Origin of the sequence: Roseivivax halotolerans, assembly GCF_900115815.1 — a bacterium.
Taxonomy (GTDB): domain Bacteria; phylum Pseudomonadota; class Alphaproteobacteria; order Rhodobacterales; family Rhodobacteraceae; genus Roseivivax; species Roseivivax halotolerans.
Window position 1 is genome coordinate 26,435 of sequence record NZ_FOXV01000005.1, and the last position, 23,260, is coordinate 49,694.

Sequence of the window (23,260 nt, forward strand, 5' to 3'; positions counted from 1 at the left end):
CGAGATGCAGAAAGATCCTGAAATCAATGTGCTCGGAGAAGATCTTCAACCGTGCTCGAACGATCCCTTGACCGGGTTCTTCCGGGATGGCTCGTGCAATACATGCGCCGAGGACCGGGGCAGCCACACGGTCTGCGCGGTGATGACCGACGAATTCCTGGCGTTCTCCAAATATGTCGGCAACGACCTCTCGACGCCCCGCCCGGAGTTTCACTTCCCCGGTCTCAAGCCGGGCGACAAGTGGTGCCTCTGCGCCAGCCGCTTCCTGCAGGCCCATCAGGAGGGCTGCGCGCCCAAGGTTTCGCTCGCCGCGACGCATCAAAAGGCGCTTGAGATCGTGCCGATGGATGTTCTGGAACTATGCAAAATCGAACATCATTGAGCTGGGATATGCCTGTCCGGGGTGTCTGGATTGCTATTTTCGATCAATTTTGGCGTAGGTGATACCGCCGCGACACCGGGAAGCCCATCGCCCATCAACTCATCGATAAAGAGCGACATGAGCTGACTTCGCCCTGACACCTGGGCCTTGCGATAGATGGCGTTCGTCTGTGACTTGATCGTGCCTTCCGACGCGCCACGCAGCGCCGCCATCTCGGCGGTCGTGAGGCCCTTGATCGAGAACAGAGCGACATCCCTCTCCGCAGGCGTCAGCTTCCATTCATCGAAGCGCTCTTCGAGCACCTTGTGAAAAGCGCCCGAGGCAAGACGCAGGTTCGCCTCAGCCGCGGCGCGGGCTTTTTGACTTCGATACAGCAGGATAGCCGTGACGCAGACCCCCGCCAAAAGTCCGAGAGCAGCGGCAACCTCGATCAGTTCGTACAGCGCCCAGGCGATCGGTTGCTGGCTGAAGCCAAAGACCGAGCCGAGGAGTTCCCACTGGAAAAAGATCGCCGTGACGAGCTGAAAGCCCAAAAGTAGGGCGAGGGATATGCGCGTACGCAGCCGCATCAGCGCGTCGGCTGTCCCGGACGGTCAGTCGTCGTCATCGTCATCATCATCGTCATCGTCCCGGTCGTCATCCCGGTCGTCCCGATCATCGTCCCGGTCGTCATCGCGGTCATCCCGATCATCGTCCCGGTCATCCCGATCATCGTCCCGGTCGTCGTCGCGATCGTCATCGCGATCGTCATCGTCGTCATCACGGTCGATATAGTCGCGCAGGATCACGCCGTTTGACGGATTGAGGATGATTTCTCGTGTCCCGGCAGGACCTTCCGCAACGATCCTAAGCCGTCCGAGCCAGGTTTCGTTGACTCTGAAGCGGCGGTAGCCCTGACGTCTGAGCTGATCGATCACCTGGTCGCGTGCGGTTTGGGCGCGGGTAAGGCTCGGAAAGAGCACCATCGCCCCTGCGGATAGCAGAAAGCTACGACGGCGCATCATGGCCGTCCATTGCCCCGACGCCGTAGCGTCGAGGCCGCATGTGGACGCAACGCGTCAGTCGTCGTCATCGCGGTCGTCATCCCTGTCATCGCGGTCATCGTCCCGATCATCGCGGTCATCGTCCCGGTCGTCGTCCCGGTCATCATCCCTGTCGTCGTCCCGATCATCTCTGTCATCGTCCCGATCATCGTCGCGGTCGTCTCTGTCGTCATCGCGGTCATCATCCCGGTCGTCGCTATCATCATACCGGTCATCGTCGTCGTCATCATAATCGTCATCGTCGTCGTAGCGCCCGTCGACGAAGTCGTCATCCTCGATGTCTATGCTGACGCCTTGCGAGATCCGTTCGCCCGCTGCGCTTTCGGTCTCCTGCTTGAGGATCTGGCCGGTCGCGCTGTCATAGACAACTTCAAGCTTCGTGTCGCCACGCACGGCCTCGGCCTTGATCTGGCTGGGGCCGGTCTTGATCTCGATGGCGGTGAAGCCCTGCGATTGCAGGTCTGCAATGATCTGGTCGGTCGCGGATTGCGCCTGCGCGGACGCGACGCTCAGCGCGAGCGCGCCCACGGTTCCGAGCAAGATGGTGCGAATGGTCATGGCAAGTCTCCTTTTTTCGATTGCGAGACCCGGTGGGCCTCGCCTCGATCAAGGAAGGGATCTTGGCCATTCCGCCATTCAACCGGGGTTTATGGCAAGCGGCATAATCCCCGGTTCTATGCGTATAAACCCAAGTTTATGAGATATCGCGGCCCAGAGCCTTGGCGACGGTGAAGATATCCTTGTCGCCCCGTCCGCACATGTTCATGCAGATGATGTGATCTTCCGGCAGGTCAGGCGCGATCTTGGTGACATGGGCCAGCGCGTGGCTCGGCTCGAGCGCGGGAATGATGCCTTCGGTCTCACAGCAGAGCTGGAACGCCTCCAGCGCCTCCTTGTCGGTGATCGAGACATATTGCGCACGCCCGACATCGTGCAGCCAGGAATGCTCGGGCCCGATGCCGGGATAGTCGAGCCCGGCCGAGATCGAGAAGCCCTCGAGGATCTGCCCGTCATCGTCCTGGAGCAGATAGGTGCGATTACCGTGCAGGACGCCCGGACGGCCGCCTGTGAGGGAGGCGCAATGCTCCATCTTCGCGTTCACGCCCTTGCCGCCGGCCTCGACGCCGATGATCGCGACCTCCTTGTCGTCGAGGAACGGATAGAAGAGGCCCATTGCGTTCGAGCCGCCGCCGATGGCCGCGATGATCGTATCCGGCAGACGTCCTTCGGCCTCGTGCATCTGCTCGCGCACTTCCTTGCCGATGATCGATTGGAAGTCGCGCACCATCGCCGGGTAGGGGTGCGGGCCCGCCACGGTGCCGATGCAATAGAACGTATCGCGCACATTGGTCACCCAATCCCGCAGCGCGTCGTTCATCGCGTCCTTGAGCGTGCCGCGCCCGGATGTGACGGGGACGACTTCCGCGCCCAATAGCTTCATACGGAAGACGTTGGGCTGCTGACGCTCCACGTCATGCGCGCCCATATAGACGACGCATTTCAGCCCGAACTTGGCGCAGACGGTCGCGGTGGCCACGCCGTGCTGGCCCGCGCCCGTCTCGGCGATGATGCGGGACTTGCCCATGCGGCGGGCGAGGATGATCTGGCCGAGCACGTTGTTGATCTTGTGCGCGCCGGTATGGTTCAGCTCGTCGCGCTTCATGTAGACCTTGGCGCCGCCCAGCCGCTCGGTCAGCCGTTCGGCGAAGTAGAGCGGGGAGGGGCGGCCGACATAATGCTTCCAGAGAAAGTCCATCTCGTCCCAGAAGCTCTGGTCGGTCTTGGCGTGCTCGTATTGCTCCTCGAGTTCGAGGATCAGCGGCATCAGCGTCTCGGAGACGAAACGCCCGCCGAAATCGCCGAAACGGCCCTTCTCGTCGGGGCCGGTCATGAAGGAATTGACCAGTTCGTTCATCTTGCGGCTCCTCTTGGCGCGGGGTCTGACCGCATGTCCTAAAAGACCGCCGCGCGCGATACCAGCGGAATCAGTGCAGTTTCAGCTTCGGACGCAGCACCTTGTTGACGCGTCCGGCCGCAATCATGAACGTGCCCTGCAGCCAGCCATGCACGGCCAGAAGGTGCATCCGGTAGAGGGAATTGTAGGCGAACCGCGCGATCCGGCCCTCGACCGCCATCGAGCCGCCCATCAGGTTGCCCATAAGCGATCCGATCGTGTCGAAGCGGCTCAGGTTCACCAGCGCTCCGTGGTCCTGATAGACGAAATCCCTGGGGGCTTGGCCGTCCATCAGCCGCCCGAGATTGTGGAAGGTGCAGGTCGCCATCTGGTGCGCGGCTTGCGCGCGAGGCGGAACCGGCCCGTCGCGGCCGGGCAATTCGCAATGCGCGCAATCGCCGATCGCGAAGATTCTTTCGTCGGTCGTTGTCTGCAGGGTGGGGCGCACAACGATGCGGTCGATCTTGTCGAGCTCGAGATCGCTCATCTCCGCGACGCCATGATCGCCGCGCACGCCGGCGGCCCAAAGGATCATGTCGGCATGGATCGTCTCGTCGTCCTTCACGTGGACATGGCCCGCCTCGATACTGGACACCATCGCGCCTGTCTCGACCCGAATGCCGAGCGCGCGCAGCTCCTTGAGCGCGGTGTCAGAGAGATCCTCGCGCAGCGCGGGCAGGATGCGCGGACCCGCCTCGAGAAGCGTCACGTTCAGGGCGGCCTCGTCGAAAACCTCAAGACCGTAGTCACGCAGACCCTTTGCGGCGTTGAAAAGCTCCGCTGCGAGTTCCACACCCGTCGCGCCGCCGCCGACGATGCAGATATCGAGCTGTGCCTCTTCGCCCCGATGGCGACGTTCGTTCACGCGCAGGCAGGCATTGAGGAGCCGCTTGCGGAAATCGTCGGCCTGCCGGCGATGTTCGAGAAAGAGCGCGTGTTCGCGCACGCCTGGGATGCCGAAATCGTTCGACACGCCGCCGAAGGCGAGAACGAGGTAGTCGTAGCGGATCTCGTGACGGTCGATGATAACCTCGCCATCCTCGTCGAGAAGCGGTGCCGTGATGATCTTCTGCCGCTCGCGGTCGATCCGTTCGAGCGCGCCGTTGAAGAAGCGATAACCCCAGCGCGCAGCGTGCCCGCCATAGCCGACCTCGTCCATGTTGGGATCGAGCGAGCCTGCCGCGACCTCGTGCAGGAGCGGCTTCCAGACATGGGTGCGGTCGCGGTCGACAAGGATGATGTCGTGCTTCTCGCGTCCGTATTTCGCACCGAGCTTGCGGACGAGTTCGAGCCCCGCCGCGCCGCCTCCGACGACGACGATCTGCGTCTTGCGTTCTGACATATCGGTTCCGGTTCGTTGCGTTGAACTCGGATCACAATGTCGGGCGGAACGCGCGCGAGGCAAGCTTTCGCGGCGGGCCGGCGGCCCGGAGCGCGGCTCTCAAGCCCTGTGGGCGCCGTCCGACAGCGTCTTCACGAAGGCCAGCACATCCTCGACCTTCCGGCCCGAGGCCAGCTCGCCCACGATCGCCGAGCCAACGACGCAGCCATCGGCGATGCCCGCGATGCTTTCAGCGCTCTCGGGCGTGCGGATGCCGAAGCCGACGATGACCGGCAGATCGGTCTGCGACTTGATCCGCTTGACCTCGGGCGCGACCTCCTGCGCCTCGGCGGCCGCCGCGCCGGTGATGCCGGTGATCGAGACGTAATACACGAAGCCGGACGTGTTCTCGAGCACCTTGGGCAGGCGCTTGTCGTCGGTCGTGGGGGTGGCGAGCCGTATGAAGTTCAGCCCGGCTTTCTGCGCGGGGATGCAGAGCTCGTCATCTTCCTCGGGGGGCAGATCGACGATGATGAGCCCGTCGATCCCGGCTTCCTTGGCTTCGTTGAGGAACCGGGAGACGCCGCGCGAATAGATCGGGTTGTAATAGCCCATGAGCACGATCGGCGTCTCGGCGTCGTCCTTGCGGAACTCGCGCACCATATCCAGCGTCTTGTCGAGCGTCATGCCGCCCGCGAGCGCGCGCTGCCCGGCTTCCTGGATGGTCGGTCCGTCCGCCATCGGGTCGGTGAAGGGCAGGCCCAGCTCGATCACGTCGACGCCTGCGCCCGGCAGGCCCTTCATCAGCTCCAGCGAGGTTTCAACCGAGGGATCGCCTGCCATGATATAGGCGACGAAGGCCTTCTTGCCGTCATCCTTCAGCGCGCTGAACTTGGCGTCGATCCGTGTCATCCTACACCTTCCCCTGATATGTTCCGGCGTGAAGTGCCGGAAGGCATCGAGAAAATCAATGGCCCGCGTTCCGGGCCTTGCACGGCAAGAGCTCAAGAAGAGCGTGACAGAGGAGAGAGCGGATGCGGATCGTCTTTACCGGAGGCAGCGGCAAGGCCGGGCGGCATGTGCTGCCCTTTCTCAGGGACCAGGGGCACGAGATCCTCAATCTCGATCGGGTGCCCCTCGGAGCCGAGGGCATCAACGATCTCGATGTCGATCTGACCGACAGTGGGCAGGTCTGGAACGCGATGACGCAAATCTTCGATCTGTCCGAGCTCGACGGCACCGCGCCAGGCCGTCCGGACGCGGTTGTGCATTTCGCCGCCGTGCCCCGGATCGGGCTGACTGCAGATAACGTGACCTTCGAGAACAACGTGATCTCGACCTACAACGTGATCGAAGCCGCCGTGAAGCTCGGCATTCCGAAGATCCTCTTCGCCTCGTCCGAGACGACCTACGGCATCTGCTTCGCGCAAGGCGAGGTGCTGCCGGACTACGTGCCGGTGGACGAGGATCATCCGACCATGCCGCATGACAGCTACGCGATGGCCAAGGTCGCGAACGAGGTCACGGCACGCAGCTTCCAGGTGCGCTCGGGGCTCGACATCTACGGCCTCAGGATCAACAACGTGATCGAGCCGCATGAATACGCGGAGCTTTTCCCCGCCTTCGTGAAGAACCCCGATCTGCGCCGCCGGAATATCTTTGCCTATATCGACGCGCGCGATCTGGGGCTGATGGTCGAACGCTGCTTGCAGACGGACGGTCTTGGCTACGAGGTCTTCAATGTCGCGAACCCCGACACCTCGGTCGATCTGCCTTCGGCAAAGGTCGCCGAGCGCTTCTATCCGGGCGTCGAGATGCGCGGCGAGATGGGCGAATACGAGACGTTCTACTCGATCGAGAAGGCGCGCCGACTTCTGGGCTTCGAGCCGCCGGAGCGGTGGCGGGACGAAATCGGCACGTCTTGACCTTGGTCAAGGCGCGTCTTTGCGCGGCGCGGTAGCGTTCCTCGACTGACGGAGGGACGATCATGAACGACCAGACGCCGCTTGCCGGATCCGCCACCGAAATCGCGCCGGCCGTGCCCGACCCGGTGCGCGGCTTCGAGACCGGGACATACCCGTATCAGGTGCGGCTCTCGCGCCGAAGCTACGAGCGCGAGAAAGCGCGGCTCCAGGCCGAACTTCTCAAGGTGCAGCTTTGGGCGCAGGAAACCGGGCAGAAATTCGTGCTGCTCTTCGAAGGTCGCGACGCGGCCGGGAAGGGCGGCACGATCAAGCGCTTCACAGAGCATCTCAATCCGCGCGGCGCGCGCGTCGTCGCGCTCAACAAGCCGACCGAAGAGGAGCGCGGGCAATGGTATTTCCAGCGATATGTCGAGCATCTGCCGACCTCGGGCGAGATCGTCCTCTACGACCGCTCCTGGTACAACCGCGCCGGTGTCGAGCGGGTGATGGGCTTCTGCGCGCCGAACGAATATCTCGAATTCATGCGTCAGACACCCGAGCTGGAGCGAATGCTCGTGCGCTCGGGGATACGGCTCTACAAGTACTGGTTTTCGGTCACGCAGGATGAACAGAAGACCCGGTTCGCAAGCCGCGCCACCGATCCTCTGAAGCAATGGAAGCTCTCGCCCATCGACAAGGCGAGTCTCGACCGCTGGTCCGACTACACCGAGGCGAAGGAAGCGATGTTCTTCTACACCGATACCGCAGATGCGCCTTGGACGGTCATTAAGTCCGACGACAAGAAGCGTGCGCGGCTCGACTGCATGCGCCATTTCCTGTCGACGCTCGATTATCCGGGCAAGGACCGCCGTGTTGCAAAGGCGCCGGATCCGCTGATCGTCGGTCATGCGGGCCATGTGATCCATCGGGCCGACCATATCCTGGGGGCGGCGCTACATCCCGACACCCGCAAGGGTGACGCTTAGTCCGTGCAATAACGCCCCTGCCGTGATGCGGGGGCTGCGCCTCTTGCCTGCCTGAACGGAGCGGCCTAGAGCGGGGTCATGGCATCGGCTCCGCTCTCATATCCCCAGCATCTGCGCGCGGTGATCGTGCTTGGCCTGCCGCTTGTCGGAGGGCATCTGGCGCAGTTTGCCATCGGGCTCACCGACACGGTCATGGTCGGCTGGTACGGGGTGGCGGAACTCGCGGCGCTGACGCTCGCTCATACGGTCTTCATGGTCTTCTTCCTCTTCGGCTCGGGCTTTGCCTTTGCCGTGATGCCGATGGTGGCGAGCTACGCCGCACAGGGCGATGAGACGCGCATCCGCCGGGTGACCCGGATGGGGCTCTGGCTCTCCATCGGCTTTTTCGCGCTGTCGATGCCTGTCTTCTGGTTCTCCGGCCCGATCTTGCGCGCGCTTGGGCAGGATGCGGAGCTTGCGAGAATGGCGCAGACCTATCTCAGGATCGCGGGGCTCGGCCTGCTGCCCGCGCTTGGGGTGATGGTGCTCAAGAGCTATCTCGCCGCGCTGGAGGAGACGCGGGCGGTCTTCCTGCTGACGGCGCTCGCGGCGCTTCTGAACGTGCCGTTCAACTACGTGCTGATCTTCGGCAATTTCGGCTTTCAGGAGCTTGGCATCGCGGGCGCGGCCATCGCGTCGGTGCTGACCCATTGCGTGGCGCTCGCGGGGGCGATGGTCTTCTCGGACCGCAAGCTGCCGCAGCATGACCTTTTCGGCCGGTTCTGGGTTTCCGATCCCGAAAGCCTGCGCGAGGTCTTCCGCCTCGGGTGGCCCATCGGCGTGACGAACCTCTCCGAGGTCGGCCTGTTCGCGGTCTCCTCGATCTTCATGGGCTGGCTCGGCACGGTGCCTCTCGCGGCGCACGGCATCGCGCTGCAACTGGCGACCGCCGCCTTCATGATCCATCTGGGTCTGTCGAACGCGGCCACGGTGCGCGCGGGCAATGCGTTCGGCGCGGGCGATCCGTTGCGGCTCGCGCGCGGGGCCGTGGCGGCGCTGGGCCTGTCAGCGGCGGTCTCGCTCGTTGCGATGGTGGTGATGGTGGCAGCACCCGAGCCCTTGATCTCGCTCTTTCTCGACCCCGCGGAACCCGACCGGGCGGCGATCATCGTGGCGGGTACCGGGCTACTCATCACCGCGGCGCTGTTTCAGCTTGTCGACGGGGCTCAGGTCATCACGCTCGGCCTGTTGCGGGGCGTGCAGGACACGCGCGTTCCGATGTGGATGGCGGCGGTCGCCTATTGGGCGCTCGGCCTCCCGGCGGCCTGGATCGGCGGGTTTGTCCTGGGCTGGGGCGGCGTCGGCGTCTGGCTTGGTCTCGTGACGGGGCTCGGCGCGGCGGCGATCATGCTTCTCTTCCGGTTCTGGGCACGGGCATTGCCGACCTTCGAGGCGACCGGGCAAAGCCTTGCGCCCGCGCCCGCATCTCACTAGACACCGCGCTCGTAATCCAAGGACGGGAACAGGTCTCACATGGGCTTTCGCATGGGTATCGTCGGTCTGCCGAATGTCGGTAAATCGACCCTTTTCAACGCGCTGACGCGGACCGCTTCGGCACAGGCGGAGAATTTTCCCTTCTGCACGATCGAGCCGAATGTCGGTGAGGTCGCCGTGCCCGATCCGCGTCTCTACGCGCTCGCGGACATCGCCAAGTCCAAGCAGATCATTCCGACGCGCATGACCTTCGTGGACATTGCGGGGCTCGTGAAGGGCGCGTCCAAGGGCGAGGGCCTCGGCAACCAGTTCCTAGCCAATATCCGCGAGGTGGACGCCATCGCCCATGTGCTGCGTTGCTTCGAGGACGGGGACGTGGTGCATGTCGATGGCCGGGTCGACCCGGTCTCCGACGCGGAGACCATCGAGACCGAGCTCATCATCTCGGACATGGAAAGCCTCGAGAAGCGGCTCCAGAACATCGTCCGCAAGGTGCGCGGCGGCGACAAGGAGGCGATCCAGCAGGAGCGCCTCATGAAGATGGCGCTCGAAGCGCTGAACGAGGGCAAGCCGGCCCGCGTCGTCGAGGTCGCCGAAGATGATCTCAAGGCCTGGCGGATGCTCCAGCTTCTGACCTCGAAGCCCGTGCTCTACGTCTGCAACGTCGCCGAGGACGAAGCGGCGACCGGCAACGCCCATTCCGAGGCCGTGGCGAAAATGGCCGCCGAGCAGGGCAACGCGCATGTGGTCATCTCCGCCCGGATCGAGGAGGAGATCAGCCAGCTCGACGCCGAGGAAGCCGAGATGTTCCTTTCCGAGATGGGGCTCGACGAGGCCGGGCTCGATCGGCTCATCAAGGCGGGCTACAACCTTCTGAAGCTCGAGACCTATTTCACCGTCGGTCCGAAAGAGGCGCGCGCCTGGACGATTCCCGTGGGCACCTCCGCGCCAAAAGCCGCGGGCGTCATTCACGGTGATTTCGAGAAGGGCTTCATCCGCGCCGAGACCATCGCTTACGACGATTTCGTCGGCCTCGGAGGGGAGCAGGCGGCCAAGGATGCCGGCAAGATGCGTGCCGAAGGCAAGGGCTACGTCGTCAAGGATGGCGACGTGATGCATTTCCTGTTCAACAATTAAGGTTGGTCCGGGGCGCTATCGCCCCGGCAGCCACAGCGCCAGATCCGGGAACAGGATCAGAAGCACGACCAGCAGCAGCGAGCATCCGATAAAGGGGAATGCCGCCGTGTAGATGTCGCGCATGGTCGTGCCCGCAGGCGCCACGCCTTTCATTACGAAGAGCAGAAGTCCGAACGGCGGCGTCGTGAAGCTGATCTCGAGCGCCAGCAACATCACCAGCGCGAACCAGACCGGCTCGAAACCGAGGGTCTGCGCCAGCGGGAAGAAGATCGGAACGGTCAGCAGCATGATGGAGATCTGCTCCATGAACATGCCCAGAAGCAGCAGCACGCCGAACATCACCAGAAGCATGACGAGCGGCGCGAGATCGAACCCCGTTGCCCAGTCGATCAGCCCGCTCGATGCGCCCGAGAAAGCCAGAAGCTGGCTGAACGTCGCGGAGCCGAAGACGATCAGGTAGGCCATCAGTGTCACCTTCAGCGCGCCGACGATAGAGGCCTTGAGGGTGCTCCAGGTCAGCCCGCGATAGAGGATCGCGAGGATCAGGACGCCAAGCGCGCCGAAGGCCGCCGCTTCGGACGGGGTGAACAGCCCGCCGATCATGCCCGCGACGGTCAGCACCATCACGGCGATCATCGGCACCACGTCGCGCAGGAGCAGCCAGGCTTTCTCTCCCGCCGACATGGGGGGCACGTCGTAGGCGGGCGCGGCCTCGGGGTCGATCTTCACCTGCAGCCAGATCGTCGCGATATAGAGACCCGCGAGAATGAGGCCCGGAATGACGCCCGCGATCAGGAGCGCGCCCACGTCGATCCGTGCGAGCGTCGCCAGAAGCACGGCCAGCGCCGAGGGCGGGATGATGATCGCAAGGCCTCCGGTGCCAAGGATCGGTCCGATGGACATGTGCTTCTTGTAGCCGCGCGCATTCATCTCGGGCACCATCAGCGCGCCGAGAAGTGCCGTCGATCCCATCGACGAGCCCGACAGCGTCGAAAACCCCGTCCCGCCGATCACCGTGACATAGGAGAGCCGCCCGGGCACCCGGCCGAGCAGCTTGTCGATGGCCGTGAACATCCGGCTGCCAAGGCCGGTGAAGAAGAAAAGCTCTCCCATCAGAAGAAAGAGCGGGATCGGCACGAGCGCGAAGCTCGTCAACGCGCCGAAGCCATTGTTGAGAAGCTGGGTAATGCCTGCCGGGCCGCCCATGAAGATCCAGGCACCGACGATGTTCGCGGCCAGGAAGGCAAGCGCCACGGGCATTCCGAGCGCCATGAGAAACATGATCGCGCCCAGCAGGACGCCGAGTGCTCCGTACCATTCCATCACTCGTGCAACCCCGCCTCGCCGGAATGCATCAGCTCCGGCCCGAAAACGAAGCGCGCGAATTCCACCGCCATCAGCGTAAAGCTGATCGGAAAGGCGATGGTCAGGATCCATTTCGGGGTGAAATAGGCGCGCACGTCGTAGTCGCCGCGCTCGATATTGGTCAGGAACAACTCGCCGCCTTTCCAGGCCAGGATGACCGACACGATCACGCAGAGCGCCGCGACGAAGCGGCTCATGACGGCCTGTCCGCGCTCGGGCAGGGTGGCGGTCAGAAGCTCGATATGCACATGCCCCTTCTCCCGCACGAGCCAGGGCGCGCCGAGCATCGTCATGTAGAGAAGGGCGTATTCGGAGGAGGTAAAGAGCCAGGCGAAAGGCTGGATGCCGAGATTCCGCATCGTGACCGAGACCACGACGGAGATCATGAGCCAGAGCAGCATCGCGCCCGCGATCACCGCCATCAGCGTGAGAAATCCGTCATAGATGCGCCTGACGCTCTGCATGTCGCTTGCCTGCTCGGAGATAGGGAAGGGCGGCGCGGCGTCCGCACCGCCCCCGGGTGCCATTACTGCGGATCGGCGCTTTCATCGTAGAAGAGCTCGATCAGGCGGTCGTAATTCTCGGTGCCGCCTTGCTCTTCCATGAGACCGCGCATCCGCTCCCAGGTTTTCTCGCGCGCGGCGGCAAGGTAGTCGGCCGCGGCCTGCCCTTCGAGCGTGACGACCTGCATGCCGTCTTCCTCGAGCGCTGCGAAATCCTCGTCGCGCTTTTCCTCTAGCGCGGCCGCAGAGCTTGCCTCGTGCTCGATCGCGACGTCCTGCAGGATCGTCTGCGCCTCTTTGGAAAGACCCTCCCAGCTGTCCTGGTTCACGATCACGCCAAGGTCGGTCGAGAAGAAGCAAGGCTCGATCCGATAGTTCAGGAACTCGTTCCATTTGAGGTCGATGAGGCCGATCTGCGTCCAGCCGGTTGCGTCCACGACGCCGCGCTCGAGCGCGGAATAGACATCGGTCGTCGGCAGATCGATCACCTGCGCGCCAAGATATTCGGTGAAGAAGGCGTTGTAGACGGCGTTGCCGCGCAGCTTGAGGCCCGAGACGTCGAGATTGCCGTTCTCGTCAAGCTCCGGCTCATTCCGTGTCCAGAGGTTGTAGCAAACGCCGCTGTCGAACCAGCCGAGATATTTCACGCCCATCTTTTCCTGGTGGATCTGGTCGATGAGCTCGATCCCGCCATTCTCGCGGGTCTCGACGGCGGTGAGGTTGGACGCGACGAGCGCATCCTTCTCTGGCAGGGCGCCCGCGTAGAAGGAGCCGGGTGTATAGACCATGTCCACCACGCCGTTGCGCACGGCGTCGGGCTGCTGGAACATGCCGATGGCCTCGGGGCCGCCGCGCACTTCGATCTGGATCACGCCTTCGCCGCGCGCGTTCACCTTGTCGACGAATTCGAGGAAGCTCTGCGTGTAGATCAGCGTCTCGGGGAAAGCATGAACCGCTGTCAGCGTGTCTTGCGCCTGCGCCGTTCCTGCGAGGGCGAGGAGGCTCGCGAAGGCGCCTCCGTAGGTCGTCATCTTCATCTTCTCTCTCCTTGTCATGCGCCATGCGTGTTCCGCACGGTCGTTCACCTTGGTTTTCCCGTGTCGCCCGGCGGGTTCAGCCCGCCGTGGCCTGCTCGTCATCCTGTTCGGCCCAGACCCAGGGGGCGTTTGCGTGTCGCGCATCGCGGAAGGCCGCGATTTCATCCAGATGCGCGCGAGTGAGGTCGATATCGTCCCATCCGTTCGTGAGCTTGTGCCGCCAGACATCCGGCAGGCGGAACTCGTGGCTTTGCCCCGCAATCGTCAGCGTCGCGGTTTCGAGGTCGATCCTGGCCTCCGCCGCGTTCGCGCCCAGCTCGTCCATCAGCGCCTCTGCGTCCGGCAGCGCCGCGGGCAAGAGCCCGTTATTCACCGCGTTGCCCGCGAAGATGTCGGCAAAGCTCGGTGCGATGACCGCCCGGATGCCGGCATCGACCAGCGCATAGACCGCGGCTTCCCGCGAGGAGCCGCAGCCGAAATTCGCGCCCGCAATCAGCACGCTCGCGCCCCTGTGCCTGTCCAGCGGGAAGCCGTCGTCGCCTTCGCGCAGATCGGCAAAGAGGTATTGCCCGTAGCCGTCCGCCCGGCTCGCCGACATGAAGCGGGCGGGGATGATCTGGTCGGTATCGACATCTCGCCGGGGCAGGGCGACGGCACGGCCTTCATGTACGCTCCATCCCGCCATCAGGCTTTTGCCTCCATCAGCTCGCGCGCGTCGGTCAGCCGGCCCGTGACGGCCGCGGCGGCGACCATGACGGGCGACATCAGATGCGTGCGCGCGCCCTTCCCCTGGCGTCCCCGGAAGTTGCGGTTGGTCGAGGAGGCGCAGCGCTTGCCCGGTGCGACGATATCGCCATTCATGCCGACGCACATCGAGCAGCCCGCGCCGACCCATTCGAGTCCGGCCTCGGTGAAGACCCGGTCGAGCCCTTCGGCCTCTGCCGCGGCGCGGACCAGCATCGAGCCCGGAGAGACGACGCCCGGCACCCGCGCACGGCGTCCGCGCAGGATGGTGGCGGCGGCGCGCAGATCCTCGATCCGCGCATTGGTGCAGGAGCCAAGAAAGACCTGATCGATGGCCACGTCCTGAAGCGGCTGGCCTGCTGTCAGGCCCATGTAGTCGAGGGCGGAGCGGGCCGCCTCGGCCTTGCCGCCGGGCAGCGCGTCCGGATCGGGTACCGTCCCCGTGATCGGTGCGGCTTGCTCGGGAGTCGTGCCCCATGTGACGGTCGGAGCGATCCTCGCGGCGTCGATCGTCACCTCCTTGTCGAAGGTGGCATCGGGATCGCTTGGCAGCGCGCGCCACGCCGCGACCGCGCGATCCCACGCCGCGCCTTTCGGGGCGAAGGGTCGCCCTTTCACGTAGGCCAGCGTTGTGTCGTCGGGGGCGACCATGCCGAACCGCGCGCCGCCTTCGATGGAGAGATTGCAGAGGGTCATCCGCCCTTCCATCGACAGAGCTTCGATCGCGTCGCCCGCATATTCGACCGCATGTCCCGTCGCCCCGGAGGTGCCAAGCTCTGCGATCCAGTGCAGCGCGATGTCCTTGGCGCTCACCCCTGCGCCGAGCGCTCCTTTCACGAGGATTCGCATGGATTTCGGCTTTTGCGCGCGCACCGTCTGTGTCGCCAGCACGTGGGCCACTTCCGTCGCGCCGATCCCGAAGGCGAGCGCGCCGAACGCGCCGTGCGTCGAGGTGTGGCTGTCGCCGCAATTGATCGAGAGGCCCGGCAGGGTCAGCCCCTGTTCTGGTCCGAGCACATGCACGATACCCTGGCGGGGGTCGTTCAGGCCGAAGAGCCGAATTCCATGCCGCGACGTATTCGTCTCGAGCCGCTCCAGCATCTTGGCAATGGCGGGATCCTCGATCCTGTCGCGCCGCCGGGTCGGAGCGTAGTGATCGGCGACGCCGAAGGTGAGGCCCGGTTCGGCGACATCCAGCCCGCGTTCGGCGAGCTTTGCGAAGGCATGGTGCGAGCCTTCGTGGACGAGATGCCTGTCCACCCAGAGAAGCGAGGTTCCGTCGGGATCGCGGCGGACCTCGTGCGCGTCCCAGAGCTTGTCCAGAAGCGTGCGGCTCATGGGCTTTCCTCGGGCGTCGTGTCGCCGACCACCGGCTCCCAGTGACGCGCGCCGCCTGTTCCGACGCGGGTCAGCGACATTTCCAGCTTGAAACGATCGGGCCGATAGAGCGCGGAGAGGTATTCGACCGCTCGATCTCCTTCGTCCCGAACGATGCGCCTGAGGGCCATCAGGGCGGTGCCGGTCGACACGTCCAGCGCCTCGGCCACGTCCGGGGAGGCGAGGGTAGCGCTGACTTCCTGGTGCGCGGAGGTGATCGTCACGCCGGAGCGTTCGAGAAGCTGATACAGAGGCGTGCTCGCGAGATCGGCTTCGGAATAATGCCGTGCGATATCCTCGGGCACATGGGTCGTCAGGTGCGAGAAAGGCTCTCCGTCTGCGAGGCGCACACGAACCGCCGTCTGGACCCTGGCAGTCTCCGGCAGCGCCATCGCCTTTGCGACAGGGGCCGGGGGCACCTCATATGAGAAGGACAGGAGCCGCGCCGAGTGACGGCCCAATTCGACGATCTGCGGGATCAGGGAGGCGACATCCGCGGCCATCGTCCGGGTCTGGGCCCCTTCGACGATACGCGTGCCGTGACCGGCGCGTCGTTCGATCAGGCCGTTCGCCTCGAGCGCATCGAGCGCGCGGCGAATGGTGACGCGGCTGACGTCGAATTCTTCTGCGAGGCGGTTCTCGCCGGGCAGGCGGTCGCCGGGCGCGCGGAAGCCGGACAGGATGTCGTCGCGCAGAAGCAGATAGACCCTGCGGGCCTTTCCCCCTTCCGGCAGACTTGTCCGCACATGTTCGCGCATGGACCACCCCTTTCGAGATCTGACGCTACAGGCCGCGCGTTGAAATGCAAGATAATTGTACTTTCTAAACCGTAAAATCTGTATTACCAAAGATACAGGTTGCTAAGAGCTGGGCGGAGATGTCGTGCCGATCATCGAAGTGCATCTGCTGGAGGGCTATGATGACGCGGCCCGGACCCGCATGGGCGAGGCGCTGACCGACGCGGTCCGGCTCGTGGTGCCCGCGGAGCCCGACGCGGTCACGGTAATGATCCACGAGCGCAAGCCGACGCAGTACATGCGCGGCCGTCGCCATCGCCAAGGCGCGGCAGCGCTGCCCGATCCGGCCTCGGTCGTGCGAGCCTATCTCGATGCGATGGAGGCGCGCGACCTCGCGGCGGCGCAGGCGTGTCTGGCCGATGGGTTCACGATGACCTTTCCCGGTGCCGCCCCGATGCACCGGCTGCAAGAGCTCATCGACTGGGCGAAGCCGCGCTACCGGTTCGTCCGCAAAAGCTACGAAGGCATGGACACCTGCGCCACGCCCGGCCCGGCAATCGTTTATGCGCGCGGCACGCTGTCGGGCGAATGGCCGGACGGCACGCCCTTCGAGGGCATCCGCTTCATCGACAGGTTCGAAGTCGCGGGCGGCCTCATCGTCCGGCAGGACGTCTGGAACGACATTGCGGAGGTGCGCCCATGAGCGAGATCGACCCGATTACCCTGGCTGTCCTTGCCGGCCGGATGGAGCAGATCGCGGATGAGATGGACGCAACGCTCTTCCGTTCGGCCTTCAATCCGATCATCGCCGAGGCGCACGATGCGAGCCACGGGCTCTACCACGCGGAGACCGGCGACACGCTCGTGCAGGGAAAGTCGGGTCTGCCGATCTTCGTGGGCGTGATGTCCTTCGCCGTGCGCGCGGTGATCGACAAGGTGCGCGAGCGTGGTGAGACACCGCAGCCGGGCGACATCTGGATCTTCAACGATGCCCATCTCGGCGGCACGCATCTGAATGACATGCGCCTCGTGACGCCCTGTTTCCGCGACGGCGCGCTCTTCTGCTGGCTCGCCTCGGTCGGCCATTGGCACGATCTCGGCGGCGGTGCGCCGGGCAATTACAATCCGGCGGCAAAGGATGTCTTCCAGGAAGCCTTCGTTCTGCCGCCCGTGAAGCTCGCCCGCGCGGGCGAGATCGACCAGGGCGTGATCGACATCATCCTTCGCAACACGCGCCTGCCGCAATCGGCGGAAGGGGATCTCAACGGACAGCTCGGCGCGCTCGATCTTGGGCAGAAACGGATGGCGGCCCTGTTCGACGAATACGGGGCGGAAACGGTCGGTGCGGCGCTCGATGCGCTGAGCGGACGGGCCGAGACGCTGATGCGCGCCGAACTCGAGGCGCTGCCGGACGGGCGTTGGGAGGCCGAGGATTTCCTCGACAATGACGGCATCACCGATGTCGACCTTCCGATCCGCGTCGCGCTCGAGATCCGGGGCGACACGGCGGTGCTGGATTTCGAGGGCACCGCGCCGCGTTGCGCTGGGCCGGTGAACATCGCCCTGCCGACCGCCGTCGCGACCGCCTATGTCGTGATCAAGCACATCTTTCCGATGCTGCCCGCCAATGCCGGCGTGATGCGGCCCATCGAGGTAAAGATCCCGGAGGGCTCGCTCCTGGCAGCGGAGTTCCCCGCGCCGGTGGGCGGCTACACCGAGACGATCCTGCGGATGATCGACGTCATCTTCGCCGCCGCCGCGCAGGCCGCGCCCGGCATGGTGGTCGCGAATGCCTACGGGACGATCAACGCGCTTTCCATCGCGGGGCGCAAGTCTGACGGCAGCCCCTGGGTGATGTTCTCCTTCTATGGCGGCGGGCATGGGGGCTCCTCCACCTCGGACGGGCTCAGCCACGGAAGCGCACCGATCTCGACCGCGACGATCCCGCCGATGGAGATCCTCGAAGCCGCGTACCCGGTGATGTTCCGCAGCTGGGCGCTGAGGCCCGGATCGGGCGGCGCGGGCGCGCATCGCGGCGGCATGGGCGCGATCTACGAGATCGAGGTGCTGGAGGAGAACGGAGCCGAGGTGTTCCTCTTCGGCGAGCGCGGCAAGCACGCCCCCAAAGGCGTGAACGGCGGCGGTGAAGGCGCGCGGAACGTGTTCTCTTATGAAACCGGCGAGGGATGGGCCCGTCCGCCGATGGTCTCCAAGATGCGGGGCATCACGCTGGCTCAAGGGCAGGCGGTGCGGCTCGAGACGCCGGGCGGGGGCGGCTACGGCGCACCCGGGGACCGAGCCCGCGAGGCTATCGCACGGGACGTCTCGCGCGGATTGGTCTCGCAGAACGACGCGGCCCGCGACTACGGCTGGCAGGAGACGCGCTCATGAGCGGCAAGCGGATGATCGGCGTCGATGTCGGCGGCACCTTCACGGATGTCTTCTTTCTCGACGAAGCGGCGGGCACGGCGCGCGTCGCAAAGGTGCCGACGACGCGTCCCGACCAGTCTGGTGGCTTCCTGGCCGGCATCCGCGCAGAGGCCGAGGATCTTTCTGGGATCTCGGCGGTCATTCACGGCACGACGGCCGGCACCAACGCGCTTCTGGAACGCAAGGGCGCGCGGATCGGGATCATCACGACCGAGGGTCTGCGCGACGTTCTGGAGATGCGCCGGCGCGACCGGCCCCGGACCTGGGGGCTGCGCGGTGATTTCGAGCCGGTCGTGCCGCGGGATCTGCGCCTCGAGGTGCCGGAGCGCACGCTCGCGGACGGTACGATCCGAACGCCCGTCGATCTCGGCGCGGTCAGGGCGGCGGGACAGGCGCTCCTCGGTGCCGGCTGCGAGGCGGTCGCGGTCCTGTTCGCCAACGCCTATGCCAACCCCGAGAACGAGGCCCAAGCCGTCGCGGCCCTGCGAGAGATGTGGCCGAACGCGCATGTCTCCGCCTCCTCCGAGATCCTGCCCGAGATCCGCGAGTTCGAGCGGTTCTCGACCACCGCGCTCAATGCCTACCTCCAGCCTGAGGTCTCGGGCTACCTGAACCGGCTCGACGCGGCGCTGCGCGACGGCGGCTTCGGGTCGGAATTCATGATCGTGCAGTCGAATGGCGGGGTGATGGCCGTGGAGACGGCCTGCCGTCTGCCTGTGCGTACGGCGCTCTCGGGCCCCGCGGCCGGCGTGATCGCCGCGGCCTATATCGCGGGCGAGGCGGGATACCCGGATGTTATCACCGGCGATATGGGCGGAACGAGCTTCGATGTCTCGCTGGTCTCGGGCGGGCAGTCGATGCTGAGCCCCCAGACCTCCATCGATTTCGGAATGGTCGTCAGAACGCCGATGATCGAGATCACCACGATCGGCGCCGGCGGCGGCTCGATCGCCTGGGTCGACAAGGGCGGTCTTCTGAATATCGGCCCCGAGAGCGCGGGGTCGACACCGGGGCCGGTGGCTTATGGGCAGGGAAACGACCGCCCAACGGTGACGGATGCCAACGTGGTGCTGGGCCGGATCGACGCGGAGAACCCGATCGGCGGCAAGCTCGACCGGCTCGACGTGGCGGCGGCCGAGGCTGCTATAGACGCCCATGTCGGAGCCAAGCTCGGACTGTCGGTCACCGAAGCTGCCGAGGCGATCCTGCGTGTCGCCAACAGCCGCATGGCCGGAGCGATCCGGCTGGTTTCCATCGAGCGCGGCTTTGATCCCAAACGCTTCGCCTTCATGCCCTTCGGCGGGGGCGGCGCGCTGCATACCGGCGCGATGCTGGCCGAGGTCGGGATCGGGCGGGCCATCGTGCCGCGCTATCCGGGCGTCACCTCGGCGATGGGCTGCGTGATCGCGGATATGCGGCAGGATTTCGTGCAGACGATCAACGCTGCGGTCAATGCGCTGGATACAGGCGCGCTGGGCCGGTTCATGCAAGAGCATGTGGATGCAGGGCTTGCCATGCTCGACGCCACCGAGACGCGGTTCGAGGCGCGCGAAACAGTATTCGAGCTCGACATGGCCTATGTCGGCCAGACCCACACGGTCTCCGTTCCGATCCCGGTCACGGTCGAAAGCGGCCGCGTGACGCCGCCGACGCGTGACGCGGTGCGCGAGGCGTTCGATGCGGCCTATCACGCGGCATATGGACGGCTTCTGAAGACCGGCACGCGGCGAGTGATGAACCTGCGCTCGGCGGTGATCGGCAAGCGTCCCAAATTCGATCTCTCGACGCTCGCGCCGAAAGGCGGCAGCGTAGAGGCCGCGCGGAAAGGCACAAGGCGGGTGCATTTCGGAAGCGAGTGGCACGACACCGCGATCTACGACCGCCTGGCCTTGCCGGTTGGTGCGGTGATCGACGGCCCGGCGATCCTGGAACAGGCGGATACGACCGTCCTCGTGGAGCCCGACCTCAGGGCCGAGGTCGATCCTTATGGCAATACCCTCATTACGCGGAGCTCCGATCATGGCTGAGACATTCGATCCCCGGCGCACGGCGCTGCTGACCATCGATCTGCAGAACGACTTCCTGCACCCTGAAGGCGCCTATGGCCGCGCGGGGCAGGGCGCTGAAAGTATCAAGGCTTTGCCAGAGCGTATCGCTCCGTTGCGCGACGCGATGCGTGCGGCGGGCGGCACCTATATCTCGGCGCAATTCACCCTGGTGCCCGGCCCGGGCGGCGAGCCCTTGATCGCGCCGCATCTGAAGAAGCTGCGCCCCTTCCTCGGCAAGGGTGATTTCGCGCCGGGTGCGTTCGGGCACGACCTTGTCGAGACGCTCGCGCCCGCCGATTACACGGTCGAGAAAGTCGCCTATTCCGCTTTCTACCAGACGCGGCTCGAATTCATCCTTCGCAAGCTCGGCATCGATACGCTGGTCATCGGCGGGATCGTGACGAATGGTGGCGTCGCCTCCACCGTGCGGGATGCACACCTGCGCGACATCGACACGGTTCTTCTGTCGGACGGCAGCGCGGCCTTCAAACCGGAGGTGCACGAGGCGACACTCACGTCGCTTGGCTCGCTAGGCACGCAGATGACCTGCGCCGAGGCGATCGCGGTCGCAGAGGAGGCGGCCAGATGAGCCTGCGCGCACGGCTCGCGGCCGATCCGATCCTCGTCGCGCCGGGGGTCTATGACGGGCTGACCGCCGCGCTCGCCGCCGAGGCAGGGTTCGAGGCGTTGTATCTGTCGGGCGCGGCCGTGGCTTATACGCGGCTCGGACGACCGGATATCGGGCTGACCTCCGCGACGGAAATGGCGGACACGATGGCGCTCATCGCGGATCGCGTCGGCCTCCCGGTCATCGTCGATGCCGATACCGGCTTCGGCAACGCGCTCAACGCGCAGCGCACGATGCGGATGTACGAACGTGCAGGCGCGGCGGCGCTTCAGGTCGAGGATCAAAGCTATCCCAAGCGCTGCGGGCACCTTTCGGACAAGTCATTGATCCCGAAGGCCGAGATGGCCGGAAAGATCGCGGCGATGGCCGATACGCGCGCCAGTGACGAAACGCTCATCATCGCGCGTACCGACGCGATCGCGGTCGAGGGGGTCGAAGCCGCGTTCGAGCGGGCGGAGGCGTATCTCGCCGCCGGGGCGGACTCGCTCTTCATCGAAGCGCCGCGCTCGGGCGACGAGCTGACGCGTGTCGCAAAGACCTTCGGTGCGCGTATCCCGCTTCTTGCCAACATGGTCGAAGGGGGCGCGACACCGATTTCCTCGGCGTCCGATCTCGAGGCGATGGGCTTTTCCATCGTGATCTTCCCGGGCGGCATCGTCCGCGCGCTCGCCAAGACCGCGCAGGACTATTACGCGAGCCTCGCCGCGCATGGCTCGAACCGCCCATTCGGGGAGCGGATGTTCGACTTCGGCGGGCTCAACGACGTGATCGGCACCGAGGCGATGCTGCGCGAAGGGCAGCGCTGGGAAGGCGGCGATGGCTGACATCGCCCCCGTGCCCGAGGCGTTCGACTTCGAGGTCGAGACGCTGATCGTCGGCGGCGGTGCCTGCGGCATGATCGCCGCGCTCGCGGCCGCCGAGGCGGGGCAGGAGGTTCTGGTCATCGAAGCCGATCCGGTGCCGCAAGGCTCGACCTCCCTGTCGGCGGGACTGATACCGGCGGCGGGAACGCGGTTTCAGCGAGAGGCTGGAATCGAGGACGATGCCGCGCGGTTCGCAGCCGACATCCAGCGCAAAGCCAAGGGCGAGAACGACGAGGCGCTCGTCGGCGCCTTGGCGGAGGGCTCCGCTCCGGCGATCGAGTGGCTGGCCGACCGCTTCGATCTGCGGTTCTCGGTAGTGACGGATTTCGACTATCCGGGCCATTCGCGCCGCCGGATGCACGGTTTGCCCTCGCGGGCCGGGCGCGAGCTGATCGACCGGCTGCGCGCCACGGTGGAGGCGGAGGGGATCGACGTGGTCTGCGATCGCCGCGCCATCACGATCTTTCACGAAGGCCGACGCATCGCAGGACTTGCGATGGAACGCCCCGACGGGGGCCGGGAAACGGTCGGCTGCCGGAAGCTGATCCTTGCCTGTAACGGGTTTGGCGGCAACCGTGAGATGGTCGCCGCGCACATGCCCGCCATCGGCGATGCGCTCTGGTTCGGGCATGACGGCAATCGCGGCGAGGCCGTGATCTGGGGCGAGGCGCTCGGCGCGGCGACCCGGCATCTCGGAGCCTATCAGGGTCACGGCAATGTCGCGCATCCGCACGGAATCCTCATCACCTGGGCAGTGATTGGCGAAGGCGGCGTGCAGGTCAACCGGGAGGGACGGCGCTTCTGGAACGAGGCGCAGGGCTATTCGGAGGCGGCACGGGCCGTATTGGCCCAGCCGAACGGCGAAGCATTTACCATTTTCGATGAGCGGATCGCGGCAATCGCGCGGCAGTTCGAGGATTTTCGCAATGCCGAGGCACAGGGTGCTGTGAAATCCGCAGGTAGCCTTTCAGAGCTTGCCGCGATTCTCGATCTGCCTGAGGAAGCGATCGAGACCGAACTCGCCGGTATTCCCGAGACGGGTGAGGACGCGTTCGGGCGCACGTGGTCCGGTCAACGGCTCACGGCTCCATTCTGCGGTGTGCGCGTGACGGGCGCGCTGTTCCATACGCAAGGCGGGCTCGCGACAGATGGCGCGGGGCGCGTGCTGGCCGAAGACGGCAGCGTATTCCCGAACCTCTTTGCAGCCGGCGGCGCGGCTTGCGGCGTCTCGGGCTCGGGCGACAGCGGATACCTTTCGGGCAACGGGCTTCTGGCCGCGGTGGTGCTCGGTCGCGCGGCGGGGCAGGCACCGACCTGAGCGCGGGTAG

Annotated in this window: 23 protein-coding genes; 11 read left to right on the forward strand and 12 right to left on the reverse strand. The window is 65.3% G+C overall.

All coding sequences use genetic code 11. The annotated features are described in order from the left end of the window. Positions 1 to 4 precede the first annotated feature (4 nt). Complete coding sequence (locus BM171_RS08480; RefSeq protein WP_093010613.1) at positions 5 to 382, forward strand: DUF2237 family protein; 378 nt, start codon at positions 5 to 7, stop codon at positions 380 to 382. Here BM171_RS08480 and BM171_RS08485 read toward each other — a convergent pair. The 6 genes from BM171_RS08485 to trpA form a co-directional block, all read right to left on the reverse strand. Beyond that, entirely contained in the window at positions 376 to 951 is a 576-nt protein-coding gene (locus tag BM171_RS08485) for a helix-turn-helix transcriptional regulator (protein ID WP_093010615.1), read from the reverse strand. The two genes, BM171_RS08480 and BM171_RS08485, sit on opposite strands and share 7 nt — an antisense overlap. Positions 952 to 975: 24 nt before the next feature. Continuing rightward, complete coding sequence (locus tag BM171_RS08490) at positions 976 to 1,383, reverse strand: hypothetical protein (protein ID WP_175497519.1); 408 nt, start codon at positions 1,381 to 1,383, stop codon at positions 976 to 978. 57 nt (positions 1,384 to 1,440) lie between these two features. Continuing rightward, positions 1,441 to 1,983 (reverse strand): PepSY domain-containing protein, encoded by a 543-nt coding sequence (locus tag BM171_RS08495; RefSeq protein WP_245760214.1) that lies wholly within the window; start codon positions 1,981 to 1,983, stop codon positions 1,441 to 1,443. 136 nt (positions 1,984 to 2,119) lie between these two features. Beyond that, a complete protein-coding gene (gene trpB, locus BM171_RS08500; RefSeq protein WP_093010619.1) occupies positions 2,120 to 3,340 on the reverse strand; it encodes a tryptophan synthase subunit beta in 1,221 nt (406 codons plus the stop codon). Positions 3,341 to 3,410: 70 nt separating this feature from the next. Next, a complete protein-coding gene (locus BM171_RS08505) occupies positions 3,411 to 4,721 on the reverse strand; it encodes an NAD(P)/FAD-dependent oxidoreductase (RefSeq protein ID WP_093010621.1) in 1,311 nt (436 codons plus the stop codon). A gap of 99 nt (positions 4,722 to 4,820) precedes the next feature. Further along, positions 4,821 to 5,612, reverse strand: a complete 792-nt coding sequence (gene trpA, locus BM171_RS08510) for a tryptophan synthase subunit alpha (protein ID WP_093010623.1) — start codon at positions 5,610 to 5,612, stop codon at positions 4,821 to 4,823. Positions 5,613 to 5,734: 122 nt separating this feature from the next. Here trpA and BM171_RS08515 point away from each other — a divergent pair, with 122 nt between their 5' ends. The 4 genes from BM171_RS08515 (at position 5,735) to ychF (ending at position 10,200) form a co-directional block, all read left to right on the forward strand. After that, positions 5,735 to 6,625, forward strand: a complete 891-nt coding sequence (locus BM171_RS08515; RefSeq protein WP_093010625.1) for an NAD-dependent epimerase/dehydratase family protein — start codon at positions 5,735 to 5,737, stop codon at positions 6,623 to 6,625. A 62-nt stretch (positions 6,626 to 6,687) separates the two neighbouring features. Beyond that, complete coding sequence (ppk2, locus tag BM171_RS08520; RefSeq protein ID WP_093010627.1) at positions 6,688 to 7,590, forward strand: polyphosphate kinase 2; 903 nt, start codon at positions 6,688 to 6,690, stop codon at positions 7,588 to 7,590. Positions 7,591 to 7,668: 78 nt separating this feature from the next. After that, on the forward strand, positions 7,669 to 9,063 hold the full coding sequence (locus BM171_RS08525) for an MATE family efflux transporter (protein WP_093010629.1): 1,395 nt from the start codon (positions 7,669 to 7,671) through the stop codon (positions 9,061 to 9,063). A 39-nt stretch (positions 9,064 to 9,102) separates the two neighbouring features. Then, a complete protein-coding gene (ychF, locus tag BM171_RS08530; RefSeq protein WP_093010631.1) occupies positions 9,103 to 10,200 on the forward strand; it encodes a redox-regulated ATPase YchF in 1,098 nt (365 codons plus the stop codon). Positions 10,201 to 10,215: 15 nt separating this feature from the next. On the opposite strand, the gene BM171_RS08535 is transcribed toward ychF, so the two are convergent. From BM171_RS08535 to BM171_RS08560, 6 genes are all read right to left on the reverse strand, one after another. Next, complete coding sequence (locus BM171_RS08535; protein WP_093010633.1) at positions 10,216 to 11,523, reverse strand: TRAP transporter large permease; 1,308 nt, start codon at positions 11,521 to 11,523, stop codon at positions 10,216 to 10,218. Continuing rightward, entirely contained in the window at positions 11,523 to 12,029 is a 507-nt protein-coding gene (locus tag BM171_RS08540; RefSeq protein WP_093011069.1) for a TRAP transporter small permease, read from the reverse strand. Before BM171_RS08540 ends, BM171_RS08535 begins: the two co-directional genes overlap by 1 nt. A gap of 62 nt (positions 12,030 to 12,091) precedes the next feature. Next, positions 12,092 to 13,105, reverse strand: a complete 1,014-nt coding sequence (gene dctP, locus BM171_RS08545; protein ID WP_093010635.1) for a TRAP transporter substrate-binding protein DctP — start codon at positions 13,103 to 13,105, stop codon at positions 12,092 to 12,094. A 76-nt stretch (positions 13,106 to 13,181) separates the two neighbouring features. Next, positions 13,182 to 13,790: a 3-isopropylmalate dehydratase small subunit gene (gene leuD, locus BM171_RS08550; RefSeq protein ID WP_093010637.1), complete on the reverse strand. Its 609-nt coding sequence runs from the start codon at positions 13,788 to 13,790 to the stop codon at positions 13,182 to 13,184. Continuing rightward, positions 13,790 to 15,187, reverse strand: coding sequence for a 3-isopropylmalate dehydratase large subunit (gene leuC, locus BM171_RS08555; RefSeq protein ID WP_093010639.1), 1,398 nt, complete (start codon positions 15,185 to 15,187; stop codon positions 13,790 to 13,792). Before leuC ends, leuD begins: the two co-directional genes overlap by 1 nt. Next, a complete protein-coding gene (locus BM171_RS08560) occupies positions 15,184 to 15,984 on the reverse strand; it encodes a GntR family transcriptional regulator (protein ID WP_093010641.1) in 801 nt (266 codons plus the stop codon). Before BM171_RS08560 ends, leuC begins: the two co-directional genes overlap by 4 nt. Positions 15,985 to 16,108: 124 nt before the next feature. Here BM171_RS08560 and BM171_RS08565 point away from each other — a divergent pair, with 124 nt between their 5' ends. From BM171_RS08565 to BM171_RS08590, 6 genes are read left to right on the forward strand one after another with little or no spacing between them, the layout of a single operon-like run. Further along, complete coding sequence (locus BM171_RS08565; protein WP_093010643.1) at positions 16,109 to 16,666, forward strand: nuclear transport factor 2 family protein; 558 nt, start codon at positions 16,109 to 16,111, stop codon at positions 16,664 to 16,666. Beyond that, complete coding sequence (locus BM171_RS08570; protein WP_093010645.1) at positions 16,663 to 18,354, forward strand: hydantoinase B/oxoprolinase family protein; 1,692 nt, start codon at positions 16,663 to 16,665, stop codon at positions 18,352 to 18,354. Before BM171_RS08565 ends, BM171_RS08570 begins: the two co-directional genes overlap by 4 nt. Then, positions 18,351 to 20,420, forward strand: coding sequence for a hydantoinase/oxoprolinase family protein (locus tag BM171_RS08575; RefSeq protein WP_093010647.1), 2,070 nt, complete (start codon positions 18,351 to 18,353; stop codon positions 20,418 to 20,420). Before BM171_RS08570 ends, BM171_RS08575 begins: the two co-directional genes overlap by 4 nt. Further along, positions 20,413 to 21,030, forward strand: coding sequence for a cysteine hydrolase family protein (locus tag BM171_RS08580; RefSeq protein WP_093010649.1), 618 nt, complete (start codon positions 20,413 to 20,415; stop codon positions 21,028 to 21,030). The genes BM171_RS08575 and BM171_RS08580 overlap by 8 nt, the downstream gene beginning before the upstream one ends. Beyond that, positions 21,027 to 21,893 carry an isocitrate lyase/PEP mutase family protein gene (locus BM171_RS08585; RefSeq protein ID WP_093010651.1) on the forward strand — a complete coding sequence of 289 codons (867 nt, stop codon included), beginning with the start codon at positions 21,027 to 21,029 and terminating at the stop codon, positions 21,891 to 21,893. The genes BM171_RS08580 and BM171_RS08585 overlap by 4 nt, the downstream gene beginning before the upstream one ends. Beyond that, a complete protein-coding gene (locus BM171_RS08590) occupies positions 21,886 to 23,250 on the forward strand; it encodes an FAD-dependent oxidoreductase (RefSeq protein WP_093010653.1) in 1,365 nt (454 codons plus the stop codon). The genes BM171_RS08585 and BM171_RS08590 overlap by 8 nt, the downstream gene beginning before the upstream one ends. Positions 23,251 to 23,260: the final 10 nt, after the last annotated feature.